Source organism: Paraburkholderia sp. BGA-UO-ETr-F12 (assembly GCF_059567945.1).
In genome coordinates, this window is the sequence record NZ_JCAQOZ010000066.1 from 187,115 (window position 1) to 201,900 (window position 14,786).

General features: G+C 62.9%; 21 protein-coding genes and 2 tRNA genes. 8 read left to right on the plus strand and 15 right to left on the minus strand.

Annotated features, from left to right (window positions below; genetic code table 11):
* Positions 1–17: 17 nt before the first annotated feature.
* Positions 18–93: transfer RNA gene (locus AC57B6_RS34350), tRNA-His, on the minus strand.
* A 108-nt stretch (positions 94–201) separates the two neighbouring features.
* On the minus strand, positions 202–1,203 hold the full coding sequence (dusA, locus tag AC57B6_RS34355; RefSeq protein WP_106354863.1) for a tRNA dihydrouridine(20/20a) synthase DusA: 1,002 nt from the start codon (positions 1,201–1,203) through the stop codon (positions 202–204).
* A gap of 778 nt (positions 1,204–1,981) precedes the next feature.
* Between dusA and AC57B6_RS34360 the strand changes: the two genes are divergently transcribed.
* Entirely contained in the window at positions 1,982–2,251 is a 270-nt protein-coding gene (locus AC57B6_RS34360; RefSeq protein WP_028198184.1) for a hypothetical protein, read from the plus strand.
* Positions 2,252–2,399: 148 nt separating this feature from the next.
* Here AC57B6_RS34360 and AC57B6_RS34365 read toward each other — a convergent pair whose 3' ends face one another.
* The 3 genes from AC57B6_RS34365 to AC57B6_RS34375 form a co-directional block, all read right to left on the minus strand.
* Positions 2,400–2,780, minus strand: a complete 381-nt coding sequence (locus AC57B6_RS34365) for a glyoxalase superfamily protein (protein ID WP_028198183.1) — start codon at positions 2,778–2,780, stop codon at positions 2,400–2,402.
* A gap of 71 nt (positions 2,781–2,851) precedes the next feature.
* A complete protein-coding gene (locus AC57B6_RS34370) occupies positions 2,852–3,094 on the minus strand; it encodes a hypothetical protein (protein WP_496423007.1) in 243 nt (80 codons plus the stop codon).
* Between the two features lie 110 nt (positions 3,095–3,204).
* Positions 3,205–3,402 (minus strand): hypothetical protein, encoded by a 198-nt coding sequence (locus tag AC57B6_RS34375; protein ID WP_028198181.1) that lies wholly within the window; start codon positions 3,400–3,402, stop codon positions 3,205–3,207.
* Positions 3,403–3,582: 180 nt separating this feature from the next.
* Here AC57B6_RS34375 and AC57B6_RS34380 point away from each other — a divergent pair, with 180 nt between their 5' ends.
* A complete protein-coding gene (locus AC57B6_RS34380; RefSeq protein WP_496423008.1) occupies positions 3,583–3,858 on the plus strand; it encodes a hypothetical protein in 276 nt (91 codons plus the stop codon).
* 47 nt (positions 3,859–3,905) lie between these two features.
* On the opposite strand, the gene AC57B6_RS34385 is transcribed toward AC57B6_RS34380, so the two are convergent.
* Genes AC57B6_RS34385 through ssuD form a run of 4 tightly spaced genes read right to left on the minus strand, consistent with a single transcriptional unit; the run spans position 3,906 to position 7,240 of the window.
* A complete protein-coding gene (locus tag AC57B6_RS34385) occupies positions 3,906–4,121 on the minus strand; it encodes a TOBE domain-containing protein (protein WP_028198179.1) in 216 nt (71 codons plus the stop codon).
* Positions 4,122–4,168: 47 nt separating this feature from the next.
* A complete protein-coding gene (locus AC57B6_RS34390) occupies positions 4,169–5,179 on the minus strand; it encodes an ATP-binding cassette domain-containing protein (RefSeq protein ID WP_106354977.1) in 1,011 nt (336 codons plus the stop codon).
* On the minus strand, positions 5,176–6,024 hold the full coding sequence (ssuC, locus tag AC57B6_RS34395; RefSeq protein ID WP_106354979.1) for an aliphatic sulfonate ABC transporter permease SsuC: 849 nt from the start codon (positions 6,022–6,024) through the stop codon (positions 5,176–5,178). The genes AC57B6_RS34390 and ssuC overlap by 4 nt, the downstream gene beginning before the upstream one ends.
* Positions 6,025–6,079: 55 nt before the next feature.
* A complete protein-coding gene (ssuD, locus tag AC57B6_RS34400; protein ID WP_106354981.1) occupies positions 6,080–7,240 on the minus strand; it encodes an FMNH2-dependent alkanesulfonate monooxygenase in 1,161 nt (386 codons plus the stop codon).
* A 539-nt stretch (positions 7,241–7,779) separates the two neighbouring features.
* On the opposite strand from ssuD, the gene AC57B6_RS34405 reads away from it, so the two are divergent.
* Positions 7,780–8,205 (plus strand): hypothetical protein, encoded by a 426-nt coding sequence (locus AC57B6_RS34405; RefSeq protein WP_028198175.1) that lies wholly within the window; start codon positions 7,780–7,782, stop codon positions 8,203–8,205.
* Between the two features lie 11 nt (positions 8,206–8,216).
* Here the strand turns inward: AC57B6_RS34405 and AC57B6_RS34410 are convergent, their stop codons facing one another.
* Together AC57B6_RS34410 and AC57B6_RS34415 are read right to left on the minus strand one after the other, a co-directional pair.
* Positions 8,217–9,353 (minus strand): enoyl-CoA hydratase/isomerase family protein, encoded by a 1,137-nt coding sequence (locus AC57B6_RS34410; protein ID WP_030102837.1) that lies wholly within the window; start codon positions 9,351–9,353, stop codon positions 8,217–8,219.
* Positions 9,354–9,399: 46 nt separating this feature from the next.
* Complete coding sequence (locus AC57B6_RS34415; protein ID WP_496423009.1) at positions 9,400–10,299, minus strand: TetR/AcrR family transcriptional regulator; 900 nt, start codon at positions 10,297–10,299, stop codon at positions 9,400–9,402.
* A gap of 134 nt (positions 10,300–10,433) precedes the next feature.
* On the opposite strand from AC57B6_RS34415, the gene AC57B6_RS34420 reads away from it, so the two are divergent.
* Positions 10,434–11,444 carry an NAD-dependent epimerase/dehydratase family protein gene (locus AC57B6_RS34420; protein WP_496423010.1) on the plus strand — a complete coding sequence of 337 codons (1,011 nt, stop codon included), beginning with the start codon at positions 10,434–10,436 and terminating at the stop codon, positions 11,442–11,444.
* A 67-nt stretch (positions 11,445–11,511) separates the two neighbouring features.
* On the opposite strand, the gene AC57B6_RS34425 is transcribed toward AC57B6_RS34420, so the two are convergent.
* Positions 11,512–11,796 carry a DUF1488 family protein gene (locus AC57B6_RS34425; RefSeq protein WP_028198171.1) on the minus strand — a complete coding sequence of 95 codons (285 nt, stop codon included), beginning with the start codon at positions 11,794–11,796 and terminating at the stop codon, positions 11,512–11,514.
* A gap of 268 nt (positions 11,797–12,064) precedes the next feature.
* Between AC57B6_RS34425 and AC57B6_RS34430 the strand changes: the two genes are divergently transcribed.
* Both AC57B6_RS34430 and AC57B6_RS34435 read left to right on the plus strand, forming a co-directional pair.
* Entirely contained in the window at positions 12,065–12,256 is a 192-nt protein-coding gene (locus AC57B6_RS34430; protein ID WP_178369841.1) for a hypothetical protein, read from the plus strand.
* A gap of 67 nt (positions 12,257–12,323) precedes the next feature.
* Entirely contained in the window at positions 12,324–12,707 is a 384-nt protein-coding gene (locus AC57B6_RS34435) for a hypothetical protein (protein ID WP_106354985.1), read from the plus strand.
* Positions 12,708–12,745: 38 nt separating this feature from the next.
* Here the strand turns inward: AC57B6_RS34435 and AC57B6_RS34440 are convergent, their stop codons facing one another.
* Together AC57B6_RS34440 and AC57B6_RS34445 are read right to left on the minus strand one after the other, a co-directional pair.
* Positions 12,746–13,078 (minus strand): DMT family transporter, encoded by a 333-nt coding sequence (locus tag AC57B6_RS34440; RefSeq protein WP_370689592.1) that lies wholly within the window; start codon positions 13,076–13,078, stop codon positions 12,746–12,748.
* A gap of 10 nt (positions 13,079–13,088) precedes the next feature.
* The gene (locus tag AC57B6_RS34445) at positions 13,089–13,586 is read right to left on the minus strand and encodes a heme-degrading domain-containing protein (RefSeq protein WP_153136008.1); all 498 of its coding nucleotides are present in this window, start codon (positions 13,584–13,586) and stop codon (positions 13,089–13,091) included.
* 269 nt (positions 13,587–13,855) lie between these two features.
* On the opposite strand from AC57B6_RS34445, the gene AC57B6_RS34450 reads away from it, so the two are divergent.
* A tRNA-Met gene (locus AC57B6_RS34450) sits at positions 13,856–13,932 on the plus strand.
* Between the two features lie 8 nt (positions 13,933–13,940).
* Here the strand turns inward: AC57B6_RS34450 and AC57B6_RS34455 are convergent.
* On the minus strand, positions 13,941–14,210 hold the full coding sequence (locus AC57B6_RS34455) for a hypothetical protein (protein ID WP_491564877.1): 270 nt from the start codon (positions 14,208–14,210) through the stop codon (positions 13,941–13,943).
* Between the two features lie 22 nt (positions 14,211–14,232).
* On the opposite strand from AC57B6_RS34455, the gene AC57B6_RS34460 reads away from it, so the two are divergent.
* Complete coding sequence (locus AC57B6_RS34460) at positions 14,233–14,778, plus strand: NUDIX hydrolase (RefSeq protein WP_028198166.1); 546 nt, start codon at positions 14,233–14,235, stop codon at positions 14,776–14,778.
* The last annotated feature ends 8 nt before the right edge of the window (positions 14,779–14,786 follow it).

The following is a 14,786-nucleotide window of genomic DNA, read 5'->3' on the forward strand; positions in this document are numbered from 1 at the left end:
TTGCTGCTTGAATTCTTTGGGGTGGCTGATGGGGCTCGAACCCACGACAACAGGAATCACAATCCTGGACTCTACCAACTGAGCTACAGCCACCACTGACATCTGCTTGACTTGCTAAGCAACTCACTTAACTGCTGAGAAACTTGGCTCGTCGATGAAGAAACGAGATTATACGAACAAGAATTCCGTTTGCCTAGTCCTTTATTCAAAAATTTCGACCGGCTCACGCAGATGCTGTCTTGCCTCGTCGAAGATGCTCAGATCGCGCGCGGCCAGGCGTTTGCTATCCGACAACACGCGACGCCATCCACGTGCACCGGCTTCCCCGCGGTAAAGACCGAGCGCATGACGCGTGATTGCACCGAGGTACGTGCCGCGCGCCATTTCAGCCGCGCAATATTCGATCAGCTTCGCCTCGACCTGCTCGCGCGTGAGCGGTGCATCCGTCGCGCCATAGAAGCGCGCATCGACGTCGGCCAGCACATAAGGGTTGTGATAGGCCTCGCGCCCAAGCATCACACCGTCGACGTGCTGAAGATGTGTCTCCACTTCATCGAGCGTCTTGATGCCGCCGTTGATGATGATCTCCAGATGCGGGAAATCGCGCTTCAACTGATACGCGTAGTCGTATTTGAGCGGCGGAATTTCGCGGTTCTCTTTCGGGCTCAGGCCCTTGAGAATCGCATTACGCGCGTGCACGACGAACACGTTGCAACCGGCGTCCGCGACCGTGCCGACGAAGTCGCGCACAAAGTCATATTCTTCGACCGCATCCACGCCGATCCGGTGCTTGACCGTCACCGGTATTGAGACGGCGTCGCGCATGGCTTTCACGCAATCGGCAACGAGTTGCGGCTCGTTCATCAGGCAAGCGCCGAACGCACCGCGCTGCACGCGCTCGGACGGGCAGCCGCAATTCAGATTGATCTCGTCATAGCCCCATTGCTCGCCCAGCCTCGCTGAACGCGCGAGATCGTCCGGTTCGCTGCCGCCGAGCTGCAACGCAACCGGCGCTTCTTCGGGCGTAAACGCCAGATGGCGCGGCACGTCGCCGTGCAGCAACGCGCCGGTGGTGACCATCTCGGTGTAGAGCCACGTATGACGCGATATCACGCGATGCAGCGAGCGGCAGTGGCGATCGGTCCAGTCCATCATCGGCGCGACTGACACGCGGCGCGGACTGGGAGTTTGAGCTGAAGACATGGGGCGGCCAGACGGCTTTAATCAAAACCCGATTTTACCGCAACGCGTAAGACTTCCCGGCGCCGGCCTGCACCCCATCATCGCGCCAGCCTCCGCCCAGCGCCCGGAATAGCGACACCGCGCCCTGCAAACGCGCCAGTCGCTTTTTGTTCAGACCGGCCTGGTCGGTGTATCGGCAGCCGTCGAATACTGACAGGTGGCGGGCGGGGTGATGCCGCTGTCGACGCGCGCGTGGGTAACACACCCGTACAGTCTTTCGGTCCGCGCTTTCACAGCGCCGGCGCGGGTACACCTCAAAATCCCGGACATGGCGATCGCTTTCCCGCGTGTCGGCGATTTGCCGTGCGGTCTGGATCCGAAAGATCGAGCCGGCCGACCAGAACAGAAATTCAGGAGCGGTTCGTAGTGCCGAGTATCCGCCGGCTTCAGGTCGAAAGCGGCAGGAGGACCGCAGAGAGGGACGAGGCGACGGCGCTGCCCACATCCGTGGGGCAAGGCTGATCGTCAGCGCGCACCGGAGAAACGGCCAATAACCCACCCCGCCAATCCGGTCTTTGACCGCAAAAACCGCTTGACTACCGGGGTCGGACCACCGCTGACGCCCGTCAGATATAGGCCTGACAGATTATTTCAGCACCAAGAATAGTAATTTCAGATTATCGGTACAAATTTTCAATAGTAGGGGTATACACTGCCTTCCATCGACGTTGCAGACACACCCCTACCGGCTCCTGCGACGCCTTCCTGAAATGAAATCGAAACTTATCGGAGTCACACCATGAAGACCAAGCTCATCGCCGCCCTGCTCGTTGCTGTTTCTGCCTCGATCGCTGCTCCCGCATTCGCTAGCGGCTACGGCCCGGCACCGTTCTATCGTCCGGCTGTCGGCGCACCGGCTTCGCAACAAGGCCAGAACGCGCAAACCGTCGCAGCTGAACGCGCTAGCGCCGAATCGAGCGCATACGGTGGCGTGAACACCGTGTCGTCGCAATCGGGTACGCGTGCACCGGCTTCGTCGGGCCCGCAATCGGTTTTCTTCGGCCACTAATCTGTCGCTGTTGAAGGTTGCCGTTCACAAGACGGCAGCCGAACTGGGCGCCGCGCATGCAGCAATGCATGCCGGCGCCCAGTCCCGTTTACACGGCGGCCGCGCTCACGTCACCGAGCCCATCCACCGAGCCCCAGCGCCAGCGTCATCACACCTCGCGCTTTTCCTCTTCCGGCGATTCGCAAAACCGGATCCGGTTACCGAACGGATCGATCGTCTCGAGCACTTTCCCCCACGGCTCCTCTTCAACGCCCGGTTTTCCGTACTTATAGTCTTTGCGCTGAAGTTCGGCATGCAACGCGTCGATGCCCTGCATCGGCACGTAAATCGTCGAGCCCGGCGTCGCATCGCCGTAATGCTCGCTCAGGTGCAAGATCAGATCGGAACGGCGCACTTGCGCATAGAGCGGAGTATTCGCCTCGAAGCGGTGTTCCCAGTCGATGGTAAAGCCGAGAAAGTCTACGTAAAACTCTCTGGCTTTCTCTTCAGAGAAAATACGGATGATCGGAATAGCGCGCGCGAAATGCATTGCGGTCCCCAACAGGTCGATACGGAACCGTCAGCTTAATCGAATGGGCTTGCCGGTTCCGGCGCCTACGGTTATCCGCTAAGACCGGCATCGATCGTTTCGCGCGCCGCCCTGAAGCCGGCCTCTGCCGCGGCATGCTCCGTGGGCCACAGGGTGTCTATGCGGACGAGCCGCCAGTCGACCACCACCGCGTCATTGCGCAACACCCGAAAATGCGCCTTGACGCCGGTCAGCACCTGCTCGACCGCGACTTCGATCTCGTAGTCCTGATAGCGCTCCTGGTAGTCGCCCATGTCGAGGCCTTTCGGCTCCATGATCGCCTCCTTGAGGTGTTCCGGGTCAGGGTGAAATGCGCACGGCCATGCGCGCCCGCCGGGCCGTCGCTACGGCTCGAACCAGAGACCGACAAATCTTCATCTGACGATTAGTCGCAATCGCCAGAAAGATACTGCCGGCCGCTAACGGTGATCTCGACGTCGCCGCTGCCCGCCTCGGCGGCAAGGCCGTTCGACAGCAATTCCGCCGCGATGGACTGCGCGAACTTCGGCACGGGCTGTCCGACACCGACCTCATTCAGGCGCCGCAAAGCTTCGACCGCTTCCGGACTTAATGACTTCGACATGGCCGTCTCCGTCGTGATGCTGAATTTATCGTAGCAAGTTTCGCGGCTGGACGCAGGCGCGTCTAAGGCCACCGACATCCAAAGCTTGTGCAGCCCGAGAATTTTGCGCGTGCAAGCGGGTCTATCCCACGAAACGTGGCGATAGCAAACCCGGCAAGCGGTAACGGAAAGGAGGATGAGATGGAGCGAAGCAGAATGACAGCGCTCGCGGCGTGCGCCGCGCTTGCGGCGTTCAGCATGGGCGGCCCGGCAGCATTTGCCCAAACGCCAGGCCCGGCACAAAAGACGCAGGCCATGCCGCAAAACGGCCGGGCATCGATGGTCAAGCCGCCGGAAGCGGGCTCAGGCTCAGGCGGTGCGAGCAATCCGGACAATATGCCGATCAAGCGTCCGCGCAAACCGACCAACGACAAGATGATGCACGAGCCGCCCGCCAGCGCCGCCAACGCGAAATAGCGCCGGCACGGCTGACGGTGCGGACCGTCTGACTAAGCCAGGCGCGCTTAAAGACGCGCGATCGACACCTCCGTGGACTTCACCAGCGCGACCACTTCCGAGCCGACCTTCAGGTCGAGTTCGTCGACCGAGCGCGTGGTGATCACCGAAGTGACGATACCGAACGGCGTGTCCACATCGACCTCGGACACGACCGGCCCGCGGATGATTTCCTTGACCTTGCCTTTGAACTGATTGCGTACGTTGATTGCGGAAATGGTCATATCGAGCGACTCCAGAAAAGCGATTAAAAACAGTCAGTCAAGAGATATCAGACGGCCCAGCGGACGTCCGTCGGCCGCGTGAGGCGGCCCTCGTCACGTGCGTCGTAAGCACGCTGGGACAGCGCGTCGTCATTCGGCGCCGTCTTCAGTACGCGTTGCAACACATGTTCTTCCAGCGCGGCGAACCCGGCCGATGCACGTGCCCGCGGGCGCGCCAGCGGCACCGGCTGATCGAGTGCGATGCGCCCTTCTTCGATCAGCAGAATCCGGTCGCCTAGCGCGACGGCTTCATGCACGTCGTGCGTCACCAGCAGCGCGGTAAATCGATGCTCACGCCACAGCCGTTCGATCAGCGCGTGCATTTCGATGCGCGTCAACGCGTCGAGCGCGCCGAGCGGTTCGTCGAGCAGCAGCAATTGCGGCCGATGCACCAGTGCACGCGCCAGCGCCACCCGCTGACGCTGACCGCCGGAGAGCTGCGCGGGCCAGTCGTTGGCGCGTTCCAGCAAACCGACTTCGGCGAGCACGGCCCGCGCGTCCTCACGCGCACTGCGGCCGAGGCCAAGCATCACGTTCTGTAGCACGCTCTTCCAGGGCAGGAGGCGCGCGTCCTGAAACATAATGCGCGTGTCGAGCGGCCGGCCGTCTTCGGTGCGTTTCTCGAGCACACCCGAGGTGGCCTTTTCCAGACCCGCGACGAGGCGCAGCAAGGTCGATTTCCCGCAGCCGCTGCGGCCGACGATGGCGACAAAGCTGCCGCGCTCGATCGACAGATCAAAATCGGACAACACCTTGCGCTCGCCGTACTGCTTGCCGACACCGCGCAACTCGACCGAATAGTCGGCGGAGCGGCGTGCGTCATTGCGCGCCCAGGCTCCCGTCGCTGCAGGCAGAACACTCACGCGCTGGTCGCGTTGACGATCGTGCGAGGGTTCCGCCCGATCGAAACCCGCGGCCTCATCCGCATCGTGATCGGCGGTGCGCGGTTGCGCCAGTTCGGCTTCGAGATCGCTGCCCGCGATGCCGCCGAACGACGCCGACAATGTGGTTGCGCTCATGATTTCGCTCCTCGTTGATAAGCCGGGTGCCAGCGCAGCGACACGCGCTCGAGACTCTTGGCCAGCACGTCGGCGAGCTTGCCGAGCCCCGCATACAGCAGGATGCCGACCACCACCACATCGGTTTGCAGGAATTCGCGCGCATTCATCGTCATGTAGCCGATGCCCGACTGCGCGGAGATGGTTTCGGCAACGATCAGCGTGACCCACATCAGCCCGAACGCGAACCGCACGCCGACCAGAATCGACGGCAACGCGCCGGGCAGCACCACGTGCCGGTAAAGTGCGAAACCCTTCACGCCGTAACTGCGTGCCATTTCGATCAGATTGGCATCGACCGAGCGGATGCCGTGGAAGGTGTTCACGTAGATCGGAAAAAACACGCCCAACGCGACGAGAAACACCTTCGCCTCTTCCTCGATACCGAACCACAAAATCACGAGCGGGATCATCGCGAGCGCGGGAATGTTGCGGACCATCTGCACGGTCGAATCGAGCGCGATTTCAGCGGGTTTGAACAGACCCGTTGCAAGGCCGAGCACGAGTCCGATGCCGCCGCCGATCGCAAAGCCCGACACCGCACGCCACGTGCTGACCTTCACGTCCGCCCACATTTCGCCGGACTGGATCAGCGACCACGCGGCCTTCACGACCGCGAGCGGTTCCGGCAGCACGCGGGTCGAGAGAATGCCGCTGCGGGCGGCGAATTCCCATGCCAGCAGAATCGCGAGCGGCGCGAGCCACGGCGCAAGATGCGCACCGATGCGGCGCAAGACGGCGAGACTCGCGCCCGCACGCGCGCCGGCGTCAGCGCCTTGTCCCGCGCTCAAAGTGGATTGAGCCATGATGATTTCCTCACTGCCTGACCATTAGGTGCTCGTGCTGAAGCGGACGATGCGCTCAGCTCGAACTCGCCGCTTTCGGCAGATAGTTGTTGCCGACGATCTCGCCGAACGGCCCGGACAACGGACCGCCCGCGGTCTTGATCTGCCGGCCCGGCAGCAACGGAAACACCAGTTCGGCAAAGCGGTACGATTCTTCGAGATGCGGATAGCCGGACAGGATGAACGTGTCGATGCCGAGCGCCGCGTATTCGTTCATGAGCGCGGCCACCTGCTCGGGATTGCCGACCAGCGCCGTTCCCGCGCCGCCGCGCACCAGCCCGACGCCCGCCCACAGATGCGGATACACCTCGAGTTCGGCGCGGCCGCCGCGCTTGCCGCCGTGCAAGGCGGCCATGCGGCGCTGTCCTTCGGAATCCATCTTCGAGAACGAAGCCTGGGCGCGCGAAATGGTTTCGTCGTCGAGCTTGCTGATCAGCTTGTCGGCGGCCGCCCACGCTTCTTCCTCGGTCTCGCGCACGATGACGTGCAGGCGAATGCCGAACTTGATCGTGCGGCCACGTGCTTCGGCACGGGCGCGAATGTCCGCGATCTTCTTCGCAACAGCCGCAGGGGGCTCGCCCCACGTCAGATACGTGTCGATGTGATCGCCCGCGATATCGTGCGCCGCCGCCGACGACCCGCCGAACCACAGTGGCGGATGCGGGTTCTGCACCGGCGGATACAGCGCCTTGCCGCCCTTCGAGGTCAGATGCTTGCCCTCGAAGTCGATCGCGTCGTTGGTATGCGCGGCGCTCAGCAGCTTGCGCCAGATATGCAGGAATTCGTCGGTGATTTCATAGCGTGTGTCGTGATCGACGAATACGCCGTCGCCTTCCAGTTCAGCCGAATCGCCACCGGTCACGACGTTGATCAGCAGACGCCCGTTCGACAACCGGTCGAAAGTCGCGGCCATGCGCGCCGCCAAACCCGGCGACGAAATACCCGGCCGGATCGCCACCAGAAACTTTAGCCGTTTGGTCGCGGCAATCAGGCTCGACGCGACGACCCACGCGTCTTCGCACGAGCGGCCGGTCGGCAGCAGCACGCCCTCGTAGCCGAGCGTATCGGCGGCGACGGCGATCTGCTGGAAGTAGTCGTAATCGGCTGCGCGTGCGCCTTGGGACGTACCGAGATAACGGCTGTCGCCGTGAGTCGGAATGAACCAGAACACATTCATTTGCTGCTCCTGCTAGTTCGAAACTGGATTGAATGAAGACGTGTGCAACGACGAGCGACGCTGCGTCGGGCGAAAGCGCGCCGCTAGCCGCGCGCCGCTGGCCGCGCGCATCCCTCCGGCACGAGACCCGGAAAGGCGAACGCTAGAAAGGACGGAAATACTGCAGTGAGGCGCGGATTAGTTCCGACAGCACAGCCACGAACGCGTGTGCGCCATGGGGCAATTGAAGATCGGCATCAGGCAGGACATCGCGACGGCTTCCCTCGACCAAACGTGCGCGTGATGCGCTCGATTAAACAGGCGACGGCGGCAAACGCCGTCTGTATGGAGAAACAGTCTATGGATCGGAACCCGGCTTTTGAACGATTTTTTTGAGCTTAGGTTTTCCACTTTCGTGATTAGCCCGACGCTAAAGCATACGGATGTTGCACCTTACCCACGCTGGAAGCGGCTTGCCCCTCTATATAATGGCGCCACATTTCCAATAATCCGCTGCAGGCCGTGCGAACCACGCCGCCTGAGCTCTCGCGGTGCAATGCATGCAAAAACTCATCCTGCCGTTCGTCGCCGGCTTTCTGGCTTCCCTGTTTTTTCATGAGTCGACCCTGGCGCTGTTGCACGCGGCCGGACTGATCGATCCGACCGGTTTTTCGACCGCGCCGTTCCTGCCGCTGGGGCTGCCCGAGTTCATCGCGAACGCGATCTGGAGCGCTTTCTGGGCGGTGCTGATGGCCTGGCTGTTGCGCGTGGCGCCTGAGCGGCGCGCGCCATGGGTGCCGGCCTTCGTATTTGGCGGCATTGCCCTAACCGCGGCGAGCGTGTTCGTGGTCGATCCGCTGCGCGGCATCTGGCCGAGCGGCAACATGCTGCCGCGTCTCGCGGTGGGTTTCGCGGCAAATGCGATGTGGGGCTGGGGCGCGCTGGTGTTCATGCGCGCCTTCATGGCGAGCGAAGACGAGGACTGAGCCTGCCAGTCTCAGGACCGTAGATCGCGCAACGGGTGCTCGTTTGCCGGCCACGGGCTTTCGAACATCTTCGCCACCTCGGCGGCGTTCACGTCTTCAATGCGCGCGAAACGCCAGCGCGGCGCGTTGTCCTTGTCGATAATGCGCGCGCGAATCCCCTCGATCGTGTCGCCCTGCGCGAAGCTCGTGCGCGTCAGATCGAGATCGCCGCGCAACACGTCCGCCATCGAACCCTCGGCACGCGTCACCACTTCCAGCGACACCGCCATCGACAACGGCGAACGTTCGCGCAACACCGCGATCGTCTGCTCGGCCCAATCGGCGGCCTCGCCGCCCTGCTCGCGCGCCCGCTCCAGCGAAGCGAGAATCTGCGCTACATCGGGCAACGCGAAATGCCGGTCGATCAAGCCGCGTGTGCTCGCGAGCGGCGCGGCATCGGGCTTTGGCACGACCTGATGCGCGGCGGTCTCGCGTTCGATGCACGCCACCACGTCCGCGCCGCGTTCGAACAGTTCAGTACGCAGCGTATCGACTAGCGCGGGCAAGGCCGCGTCTTCGATATAGGCGTCGGCGAGGCCTGCGTAGAGCGCATCGGCTGCGCCGATCGTCTCGCCGGTGACCGCCAGATAACGGCCAAGCGCACCCGGCGTGCGCGCCAGAAACCAGCTGGCGCCGACATCGGGAAAGAGTCCGATGCGGGTCTCGGGCATCGCCATCTTCGTCGAGTCCGTCACGACACGCAGGCCGCCGGTACGATGCGCACCCTGCGAAATCCCCATGCCACCGCCCATCACGACGCCGTTCATCAACGCAATGTACGGCTTCGGGTAGGTGAAGATCGCGTGATTGAGCCGGTATTCCTCGATGAAAAAGGTGTCGCGCGCGTCCTGCTCGCCACGCTGCGCCGACTCGTACAGGAAGCGGATATCGCCACCCGCGCAGAACGCACGTGGATGCGCGCTGCGCACCACCACGGCCAGCACGTCGGGATCTTCGCGCCACTGATCAAGCGCCGCGTGCATCGCGCGGATCATGCCGGTGGACAGCGCGTTGAGTGCTTTCGGCCTTTCCAGTTCGATGAAACCGATGCGGTTGGCTACGTAAGTCGCGACTTCGTCGCTGACGGCGGGCGAGGTGGAAATGGACATGGAGAGCTAGGCGCGATGGCGCGAAATGAACCGGAACTGAACGTTATCACGCCCTCGCGGCTTTAGGCCTGGCGGCGGGCTGGGTCCCGGCGTTGCCGGCGGCCTCCACGGCCGATTCAGACGGCGCTTCAGCAGACTTCTTTTTACGCGGGCGGGCAGCGCTCGTAGCGCCTTGCGGCTGCCCGGCCTGCTGCGTTCCGAGCCAGGCATCGAGCGCGATACCCACCACGGTATCCAGCGGCGCAGTCGGAAACACGGGACATGTCAGGTTGAGCGCGACGATGCCGTGCAGGGTCGCCCAGAACGCCTCCGCCCACACCCCCACCTCCATCGATGCGGGCAAGCGCCCCGCCGCTTTCAGTTCTTCGATCGCGGAGATCATCACGTACAAGGCCGCAGCATCCGGGTCGTCTGGCTCGTCTGCTTTTGCAGGCTCGACAATCGCCCCGGCCGCGTTGCCGGGCAGAGCAGAAGCCACGGCCGGCGTTTCTGCCGCCGCGCTCTCCACGGTCTCGCCTGGCACACCCGCCTGCGCGGCCCCAGTCACCGGAGCACCGGCCAGCACGGCGGCCGCGCCGCCCAGCGCCGCGCCCGTGTAGCTCGGGTCTTCCATGAAGATCAGACGATAGGTTTCCGGATGCGCGACACCGAAGGCCACATAAGCCCGCCCGATCGCCTTCAACCGCGCGGTCGGATCGGCAATCTGCGCCAGCGGCACGAAGGTCTCCAGCAATTGCGCATAGCCTTCCGCGCACAACGCCCGTGCGATCTCATCGCGGCTTGCGAAGTGAAGGTACAGCGTGGCGGGCGAATACTCGATGGCGTCGGCAATCTTGCGCATGGACAGCGCGGCAAAGCCTTCGCGCATCACGATGCGCCGTGCTGCATCGAGGATGCGCTCGCGCAGCGCCTGTTTCTGACGGTTTTTTCGTTCGGCGATTCCCATGACGAACATTTTCAGGTTGACAAACTGAAAAGTCAAATTAAACTGAACACCGTTTACTGAACAGTGTTCATTAAATTCTCATCAATCAGTCAGCACCATCCTGGCGCGATAAGGCGCCACTTTCAGGAGTCGCCATGCAAGCCATAGGAAAAGTCGGTTTATTCGGTGCCGCCGGCGCGGCAGGTCAAATCATCGCTGCCGCGCTTAGCGCGGCGGGCCGGGATTACCGGGTGGTCGGCCGCTCGCGCGCCCCGCTCGAAGCGGCCTTCGGTCACGACCCGCACGCGGAAATCGTCACGTGGAATCCGGATGAGCCGGCTTCGATCAGCGCCGCGGCTGCCGGTTTGCAGACTGTGATCTACCTGGTGGGCGTGCCCTACGACCGGTTCGCCGAGCATCCGCCGCTCATGGAAAAAACGCTCGCCGGCGTGACGGCAGCGGGTGTCGAGCGCCTCATTCTGATCGGTACCGTGTATCCGTACGGCCGTGCGCGTGGCAATCCGATCAGCGAAGATCATCCGCGTGAGCCCCACACGTTCAAGGGCAAGATGCGGCTCGAGCAGGAGAAGCTGGTGCTGGCGGCGCATGGCCGCGCCAGCGGGTCGGGCCGCCTGTCGACACTGGTGCTGCGGCTGCCGGATTTCTACGGCCCCGGCATCGAACGCAGTCTGATCAATGGCGTATTCGAGGCGGCGGCACAGGGCAAGCGCGCACAGATGATCGGACCAGTGGATGTGCCGCACGAATTCGTCTACCTGCCGGATATCGGACCGGTGGTCGAGACACTCACGCGCACGGCCGACGCATACGGCCGCTGGTGGCATCTGGCCGGCACGGGCACGATCACGCAGCGTGAAGTGGCGAGACAGGCCTATGCGCTGGCCGGCCGCGAGCCGAAGCTGATGGTCGCCGGCAAGACCATGCTGCGCCTGCTCGGTCTTTTCAATCCGCTGATGCGCGAACTGGTGGAGATGAATTACCTGATGACCGAGCCGGTTGTGCTGGACGACGCCGCCTTGGTGAAGCTGATCGGCCCGATCAAAAAAACCTCGTACGAAGAAGGTATCCGGCGTTGTTTCGATGCCGCGCGGATAGCGGCATCGGCGAGCGCGGAAACGCAGCGCGACTCCGCAACAACGGCCTGACCGTGAACGGATTTCGCAAGCGCGGGAAATTGATGCCCATTATCCACGCAGCAGCGAATAAACCGGATCAGCCCGCCACGTTGCCAGGCGGAAAATGGCCGCTCCTGAGCAGCACGGGCGTGCCGTTGCTGATCTGCAAATGCTCGCGCGCAACTGCCTCGATGCGCGGACGCCCGGCATCGAACGCGCGCATCCAGCCTTCGAGATCCTCCGGGTACGCGCCGAAGTGATCCTCGAGCGCCTCGACCGAGATCGCGCACGGCACCGGTTCGCCGTCCACGAGCGCGGGAAACACGACGGTCAGATTGGAGTCGCGGTAAGCAGGCGCATCCGCGGGAAACTGAATTTCCATGGTCGCCTCATCAGAAATATCCGGCGGAAAAGCTGCGACAGTGAATACCGTCCGCCTCCCCGGACATGCCCGTTATGGTACTCGCGCGGCTGGACCACGGTCCAGCGCCCTTCCCGCTTTTTGTCCGATGCCGCGTTTGCGGAACCGATCGGTGCCGCAGGCGAATCGCTATGCTGATTGCACTTGTGCCGCCTGCCTCGGTCGAACTTGCTGACCGGCACGATCCGTGCTGACACGGTGACGCCATTTCGAGGTCAGTGAGCGCAATATGGGAAAATATTTTCTGCAGAACCACGAATTGCCTGAGCCGGACGCGGCAACCCGATGGTTTGCTTACGCCGAAAGCCACGGCATCGACATTCCGAAAGCCATTAGCATCTGGGAAGACGCGGCAACTGAAAGCGGCGCGGAAAGCCGCCAACTGGTTGGCGCGGCGGGCATCACAATCGAAACGCCTTAGCCCTGCACAAGGGCGCACGTCCAGGGTGTGGCGAGCCTCGATACCTATTTGAAAGGAAGACATCACGATGCATTTCATGACGCAACTGCGCCGCTCCGGCCGCCTCCGATCGGGCCGCAACGCGCTTGCCCTGATCCGCAGCGCGTCCCTGTTTGCCGCCCTGCCCGCCGCTGTGCTGTTCGGCGCGGGTCTGAGCGGCTGCGCATCGTCGAACACCACCTCGCTGATCAATCTGCCGAACGGTCAGACCGGTTTTGCGGTGAACTGCAGCGGCGCCGACGCCGCATCCAGTTGGGCCTCCTGCTACGTGCAGGCCGGCAAGGCATGTGGCGCGACCGGCTACGACATCGTGTCGAAAGACAACGACGAAGGCGGCGCTGCGGGCGGCAGCATCACGAACGTCGTCTCGGCTAACGTGAAAAACCGCTCGATGATCGTGCGCTGCAAATAACGCACAGAGCGTGCTCGGCGCATGCTCGGCGCGCGTGCTCAGTGCGCCTGCATCTTCGAGAAGATGTTCAACACGGCGACCCCGGCGATGATCAGCCCGAGTCCGATGATGGCCGGCACGTCCGGCACTTGCCGGTACAGCACGAGCGCAACCAGTGTAATCAGCACGATGCCGGCGCCGGCCCACACCGCGTAGACGATACCCACCGGAATACTCTTCAGCGTGAGCGAGAGCAAATAGAACGCGATGCCGTAACCGATCACCACGACCGCCGAGGGCACCAACCGCGAGAAACCTTCCGACGCCCGCATGGCAGAGGTCGCAACCACTTCGGCGACGATTGCAATGGCGAGCAATGCATACGGGGGCATCCGCATCGCCTCAGGCCTTTGCAAGCGCGAGCTTGCTGTAGTCGTGGCCGAGATGGGCGCACAGCGCTTCCACCACCAGTTCGTGATCCGCACGTTGCGGCAAACCGGATACCGTGATCGAGCCGATCACGCCGGCACCGGTTACCGTCAATGGAAACGCGCCGCCATGGGACGCATATTCCGTGGCCGGCAACGCGTGCTTGTCGGCGAGCGTGCTGCCCGACTGCTGCATCTTCAAACCGATCGCGTATGAACTGCGCCGAAAATGCGCGACGGTGTTGCCCTTGCGGCGCGCCCAATCGACATTGTCCGGCGTTGCGCCGTCGAGCAAGCTGAAGAACAGCGGCTGGCCGAACGTGCGCACGTCGATGGCAGCGGCAATGCCACGGGCCTTGGCAAGCTCGTGCAGAAACGCGCCGATCTGCCATGCGCGGTCGGCGTCGAATTGCGGGAACACCAGCGCGTGTTCCTGAGCGGCAATCACCTGTAGATCGTGAGCGATATCCATGGCATTCAGAGCAAGATAAGAGGTGAGACGCGGGCCGTTGCACCTGCACTCCACATCGCGGCGCCGCGCGGAGAACCTGGATTCTAGCGCAGCACCTTTCGAGAGCCTTCTGGTATGCGACACCGGCAATGCGTGCGGCGACGTGAGAGCGTGCCGCGCCAGCGAGCGCCACGCCGCACTTGACAACTGACGTGGCGCGTATTGAAGCCGATTCTTAAACAGCTATTGCGTGGGCTGCCGCTTTGTTCTATAATCTTTTCTTCGACGGACGCGGGGTGGAGCAGTCTGGCAGCTCGTCGGGCTCATAACCCGAAGGTCGTAGGTTCAAATCCTACCCCCGCAACCAAGCAGTATTTAGCTGGTTCGAAACGTCGAAACAACATCAAAGGCTTGCCCAACCGGCAGGCCTTTTTTGTTTTCAGCCTCTCCTTCCCAGCGTCCGGGCAAGCACATCGCCTCATTGATCCGGACTCCAAACAGATCCACTTTCTTTCGCAACGGTGGCGCCCGGTCGGCGCGCCGGCGGGACGCCTCCGAACGGCGAAATAGTGCCGCCCCGAACCCATCGGCGCGCCCCGCCATACCCTGCTCCCGGCAAAGCGCGCCCCAGTGATAAACTCCCATCACCCTTTCTCGTCCCCTTCCTATGAAATTCTGTTCTGTCTGCGGCCACGGCGTCAGCCTGAGCATTCCGCCGGGCGACAACCGCGAGCGCTTCGTATGCGGCAGTTGCGGCACGGTGCACTATCAGAATCCGCGCAACGTGGTCGGCACCGTTCCGGTCTGGGACGACAAAGTGCTGCTGTGCCGTCGCGCGATCGAACCGCGCTATGGCTACTGGACGCTGCCGGCAGGCTTCATGGAAATGGGCGAAACCACCGCCGAAGCCGCTTCGCGCGAAACGCTGGAGGAAGCCGGCGCGCGCGTCGAGGTGCAGAACCTGTTTTCGCTGCTGAACGTGCCGCACGTGCATCAGGTGCACCTGTTCTATATGGCGCGCCTGCTCGACCTCGACATCGAGGCCGGAGAGGAAAGCCTCGAAGTGAAACTCTTCGAGGAACACGAGATTCCGTGGGACGAGATCGCCTTCCCGACCGTCGGCCAGACCTTGCGCTTTTTTTTCGCTGACCGTGCCACCGGCAGCTTCGGCCTGCATACGGGCGACATTTTCCGCTCGCTGCGCGAAGGTTGAGCGGCGCG

Coding starts and splice junctions, on each gene's coding strand:
- AC57B6_RS34365 (WP_028198183.1), bottom strand. CDS start 2,780: ATGCATTTCGCGCGCGCTATTCCGATCATCCGTATTTTCTCTGAAGAG.
- AC57B6_RS34390 (WP_106354977.1), bottom strand. CDS start 5,179: ATGAGCGCAACCACATTGTCGGCGTCGTTCGGCGGCATCGCGGGCAGC.
- AC57B6_RS34425 (WP_028198171.1), bottom strand. CDS start 11,796: ATGGAAATTCAGTTTCCCGCGGATGCGCCTGCTTACCGCGACTCCAAT.
- AC57B6_RS34370 (WP_496423007.1), bottom strand. CDS start 3,094: ATGGAGCCGAAAGGCCTCGACATGGGCGACTACCAGGAGCGCTATCAG.
- dusA (WP_106354863.1), bottom strand. CDS start 1,203: ATGTCTTCAGCTCAAACTCCCAGTCCGCGCCGCGTGTCAGTCGCGCCG.
- AC57B6_RS34380 (WP_496423008.1), top strand. CDS start 3,583: ATGGAGCGAAGCAGAATGACAGCGCTCGCGGCGTGCGCCGCGCTTGCG.
- AC57B6_RS34420 (WP_496423010.1), top strand. CDS start 10,434: ATGCAAGCCATAGGAAAAGTCGGTTTATTCGGTGCCGCCGGCGCGGCA.
- AC57B6_RS34460 (WP_028198166.1), top strand. CDS start 14,233: ATGAAATTCTGTTCTGTCTGCGGCCACGGCGTCAGCCTGAGCATTCCG.
- AC57B6_RS34440 (WP_370689592.1), bottom strand. CDS start 13,078: ATGCCCCCGTATGCATTGCTCGCCATTGCAATCGTCGCCGAAGTGGTT.
- AC57B6_RS34455 (WP_491564877.1), bottom strand. CDS start 14,210: ATGGGAGTTTATCACTGGGGCGCGCTTTGCCGGGAGCAGGGTATGGCG.
- AC57B6_RS34445 (WP_153136008.1), bottom strand. CDS start 13,586: ATGGATATCGCTCACGATCTACAGGTGATTGCCGCTCAGGAACACGCG.
- AC57B6_RS34375 (WP_028198181.1), bottom strand. CDS start 3,402: ATGTCGAAGTCATTAAGTCCGGAAGCGGTCGAAGCTTTGCGGCGCCTG.
- AC57B6_RS34410 (WP_030102837.1), bottom strand. CDS start 9,353: ATGTCCATTTCCACCTCGCCCGCCGTCAGCGACGAAGTCGCGACTTAC.
- AC57B6_RS34435 (WP_106354985.1), top strand. CDS start 12,324: ATGCATTTCATGACGCAACTGCGCCGCTCCGGCCGCCTCCGATCGGGC.
- AC57B6_RS34385 (WP_028198179.1), bottom strand. CDS start 4,121: ATGACCATTTCCGCAATCAACGTACGCAATCAGTTCAAAGGCAAGGTC.
- AC57B6_RS34405 (WP_028198175.1), top strand. CDS start 7,780: ATGCAAAAACTCATCCTGCCGTTCGTCGCCGGCTTTCTGGCTTCCCTG.
- AC57B6_RS34360 (WP_028198184.1), top strand. CDS start 1,982: ATGAAGACCAAGCTCATCGCCGCCCTGCTCGTTGCTGTTTCTGCCTCG.
- AC57B6_RS34430 (WP_178369841.1), top strand. CDS start 12,065: ATGGGAAAATATTTTCTGCAGAACCACGAATTGCCTGAGCCGGACGCG.
- AC57B6_RS34415 (WP_496423009.1), bottom strand. CDS start 10,299: ATGGGAATCGCCGAACGAAAAAACCGTCAGAAACAGGCGCTGCGCGAG.
- ssuC (WP_106354979.1), bottom strand. CDS start 6,024: ATGGCTCAATCCACTTTGAGCGCGGGACAAGGCGCTGACGCCGGCGCG.
- ssuD (WP_106354981.1), bottom strand. CDS start 7,240: ATGAATGTGTTCTGGTTCATTCCGACTCACGGCGACAGCCGTTATCTC.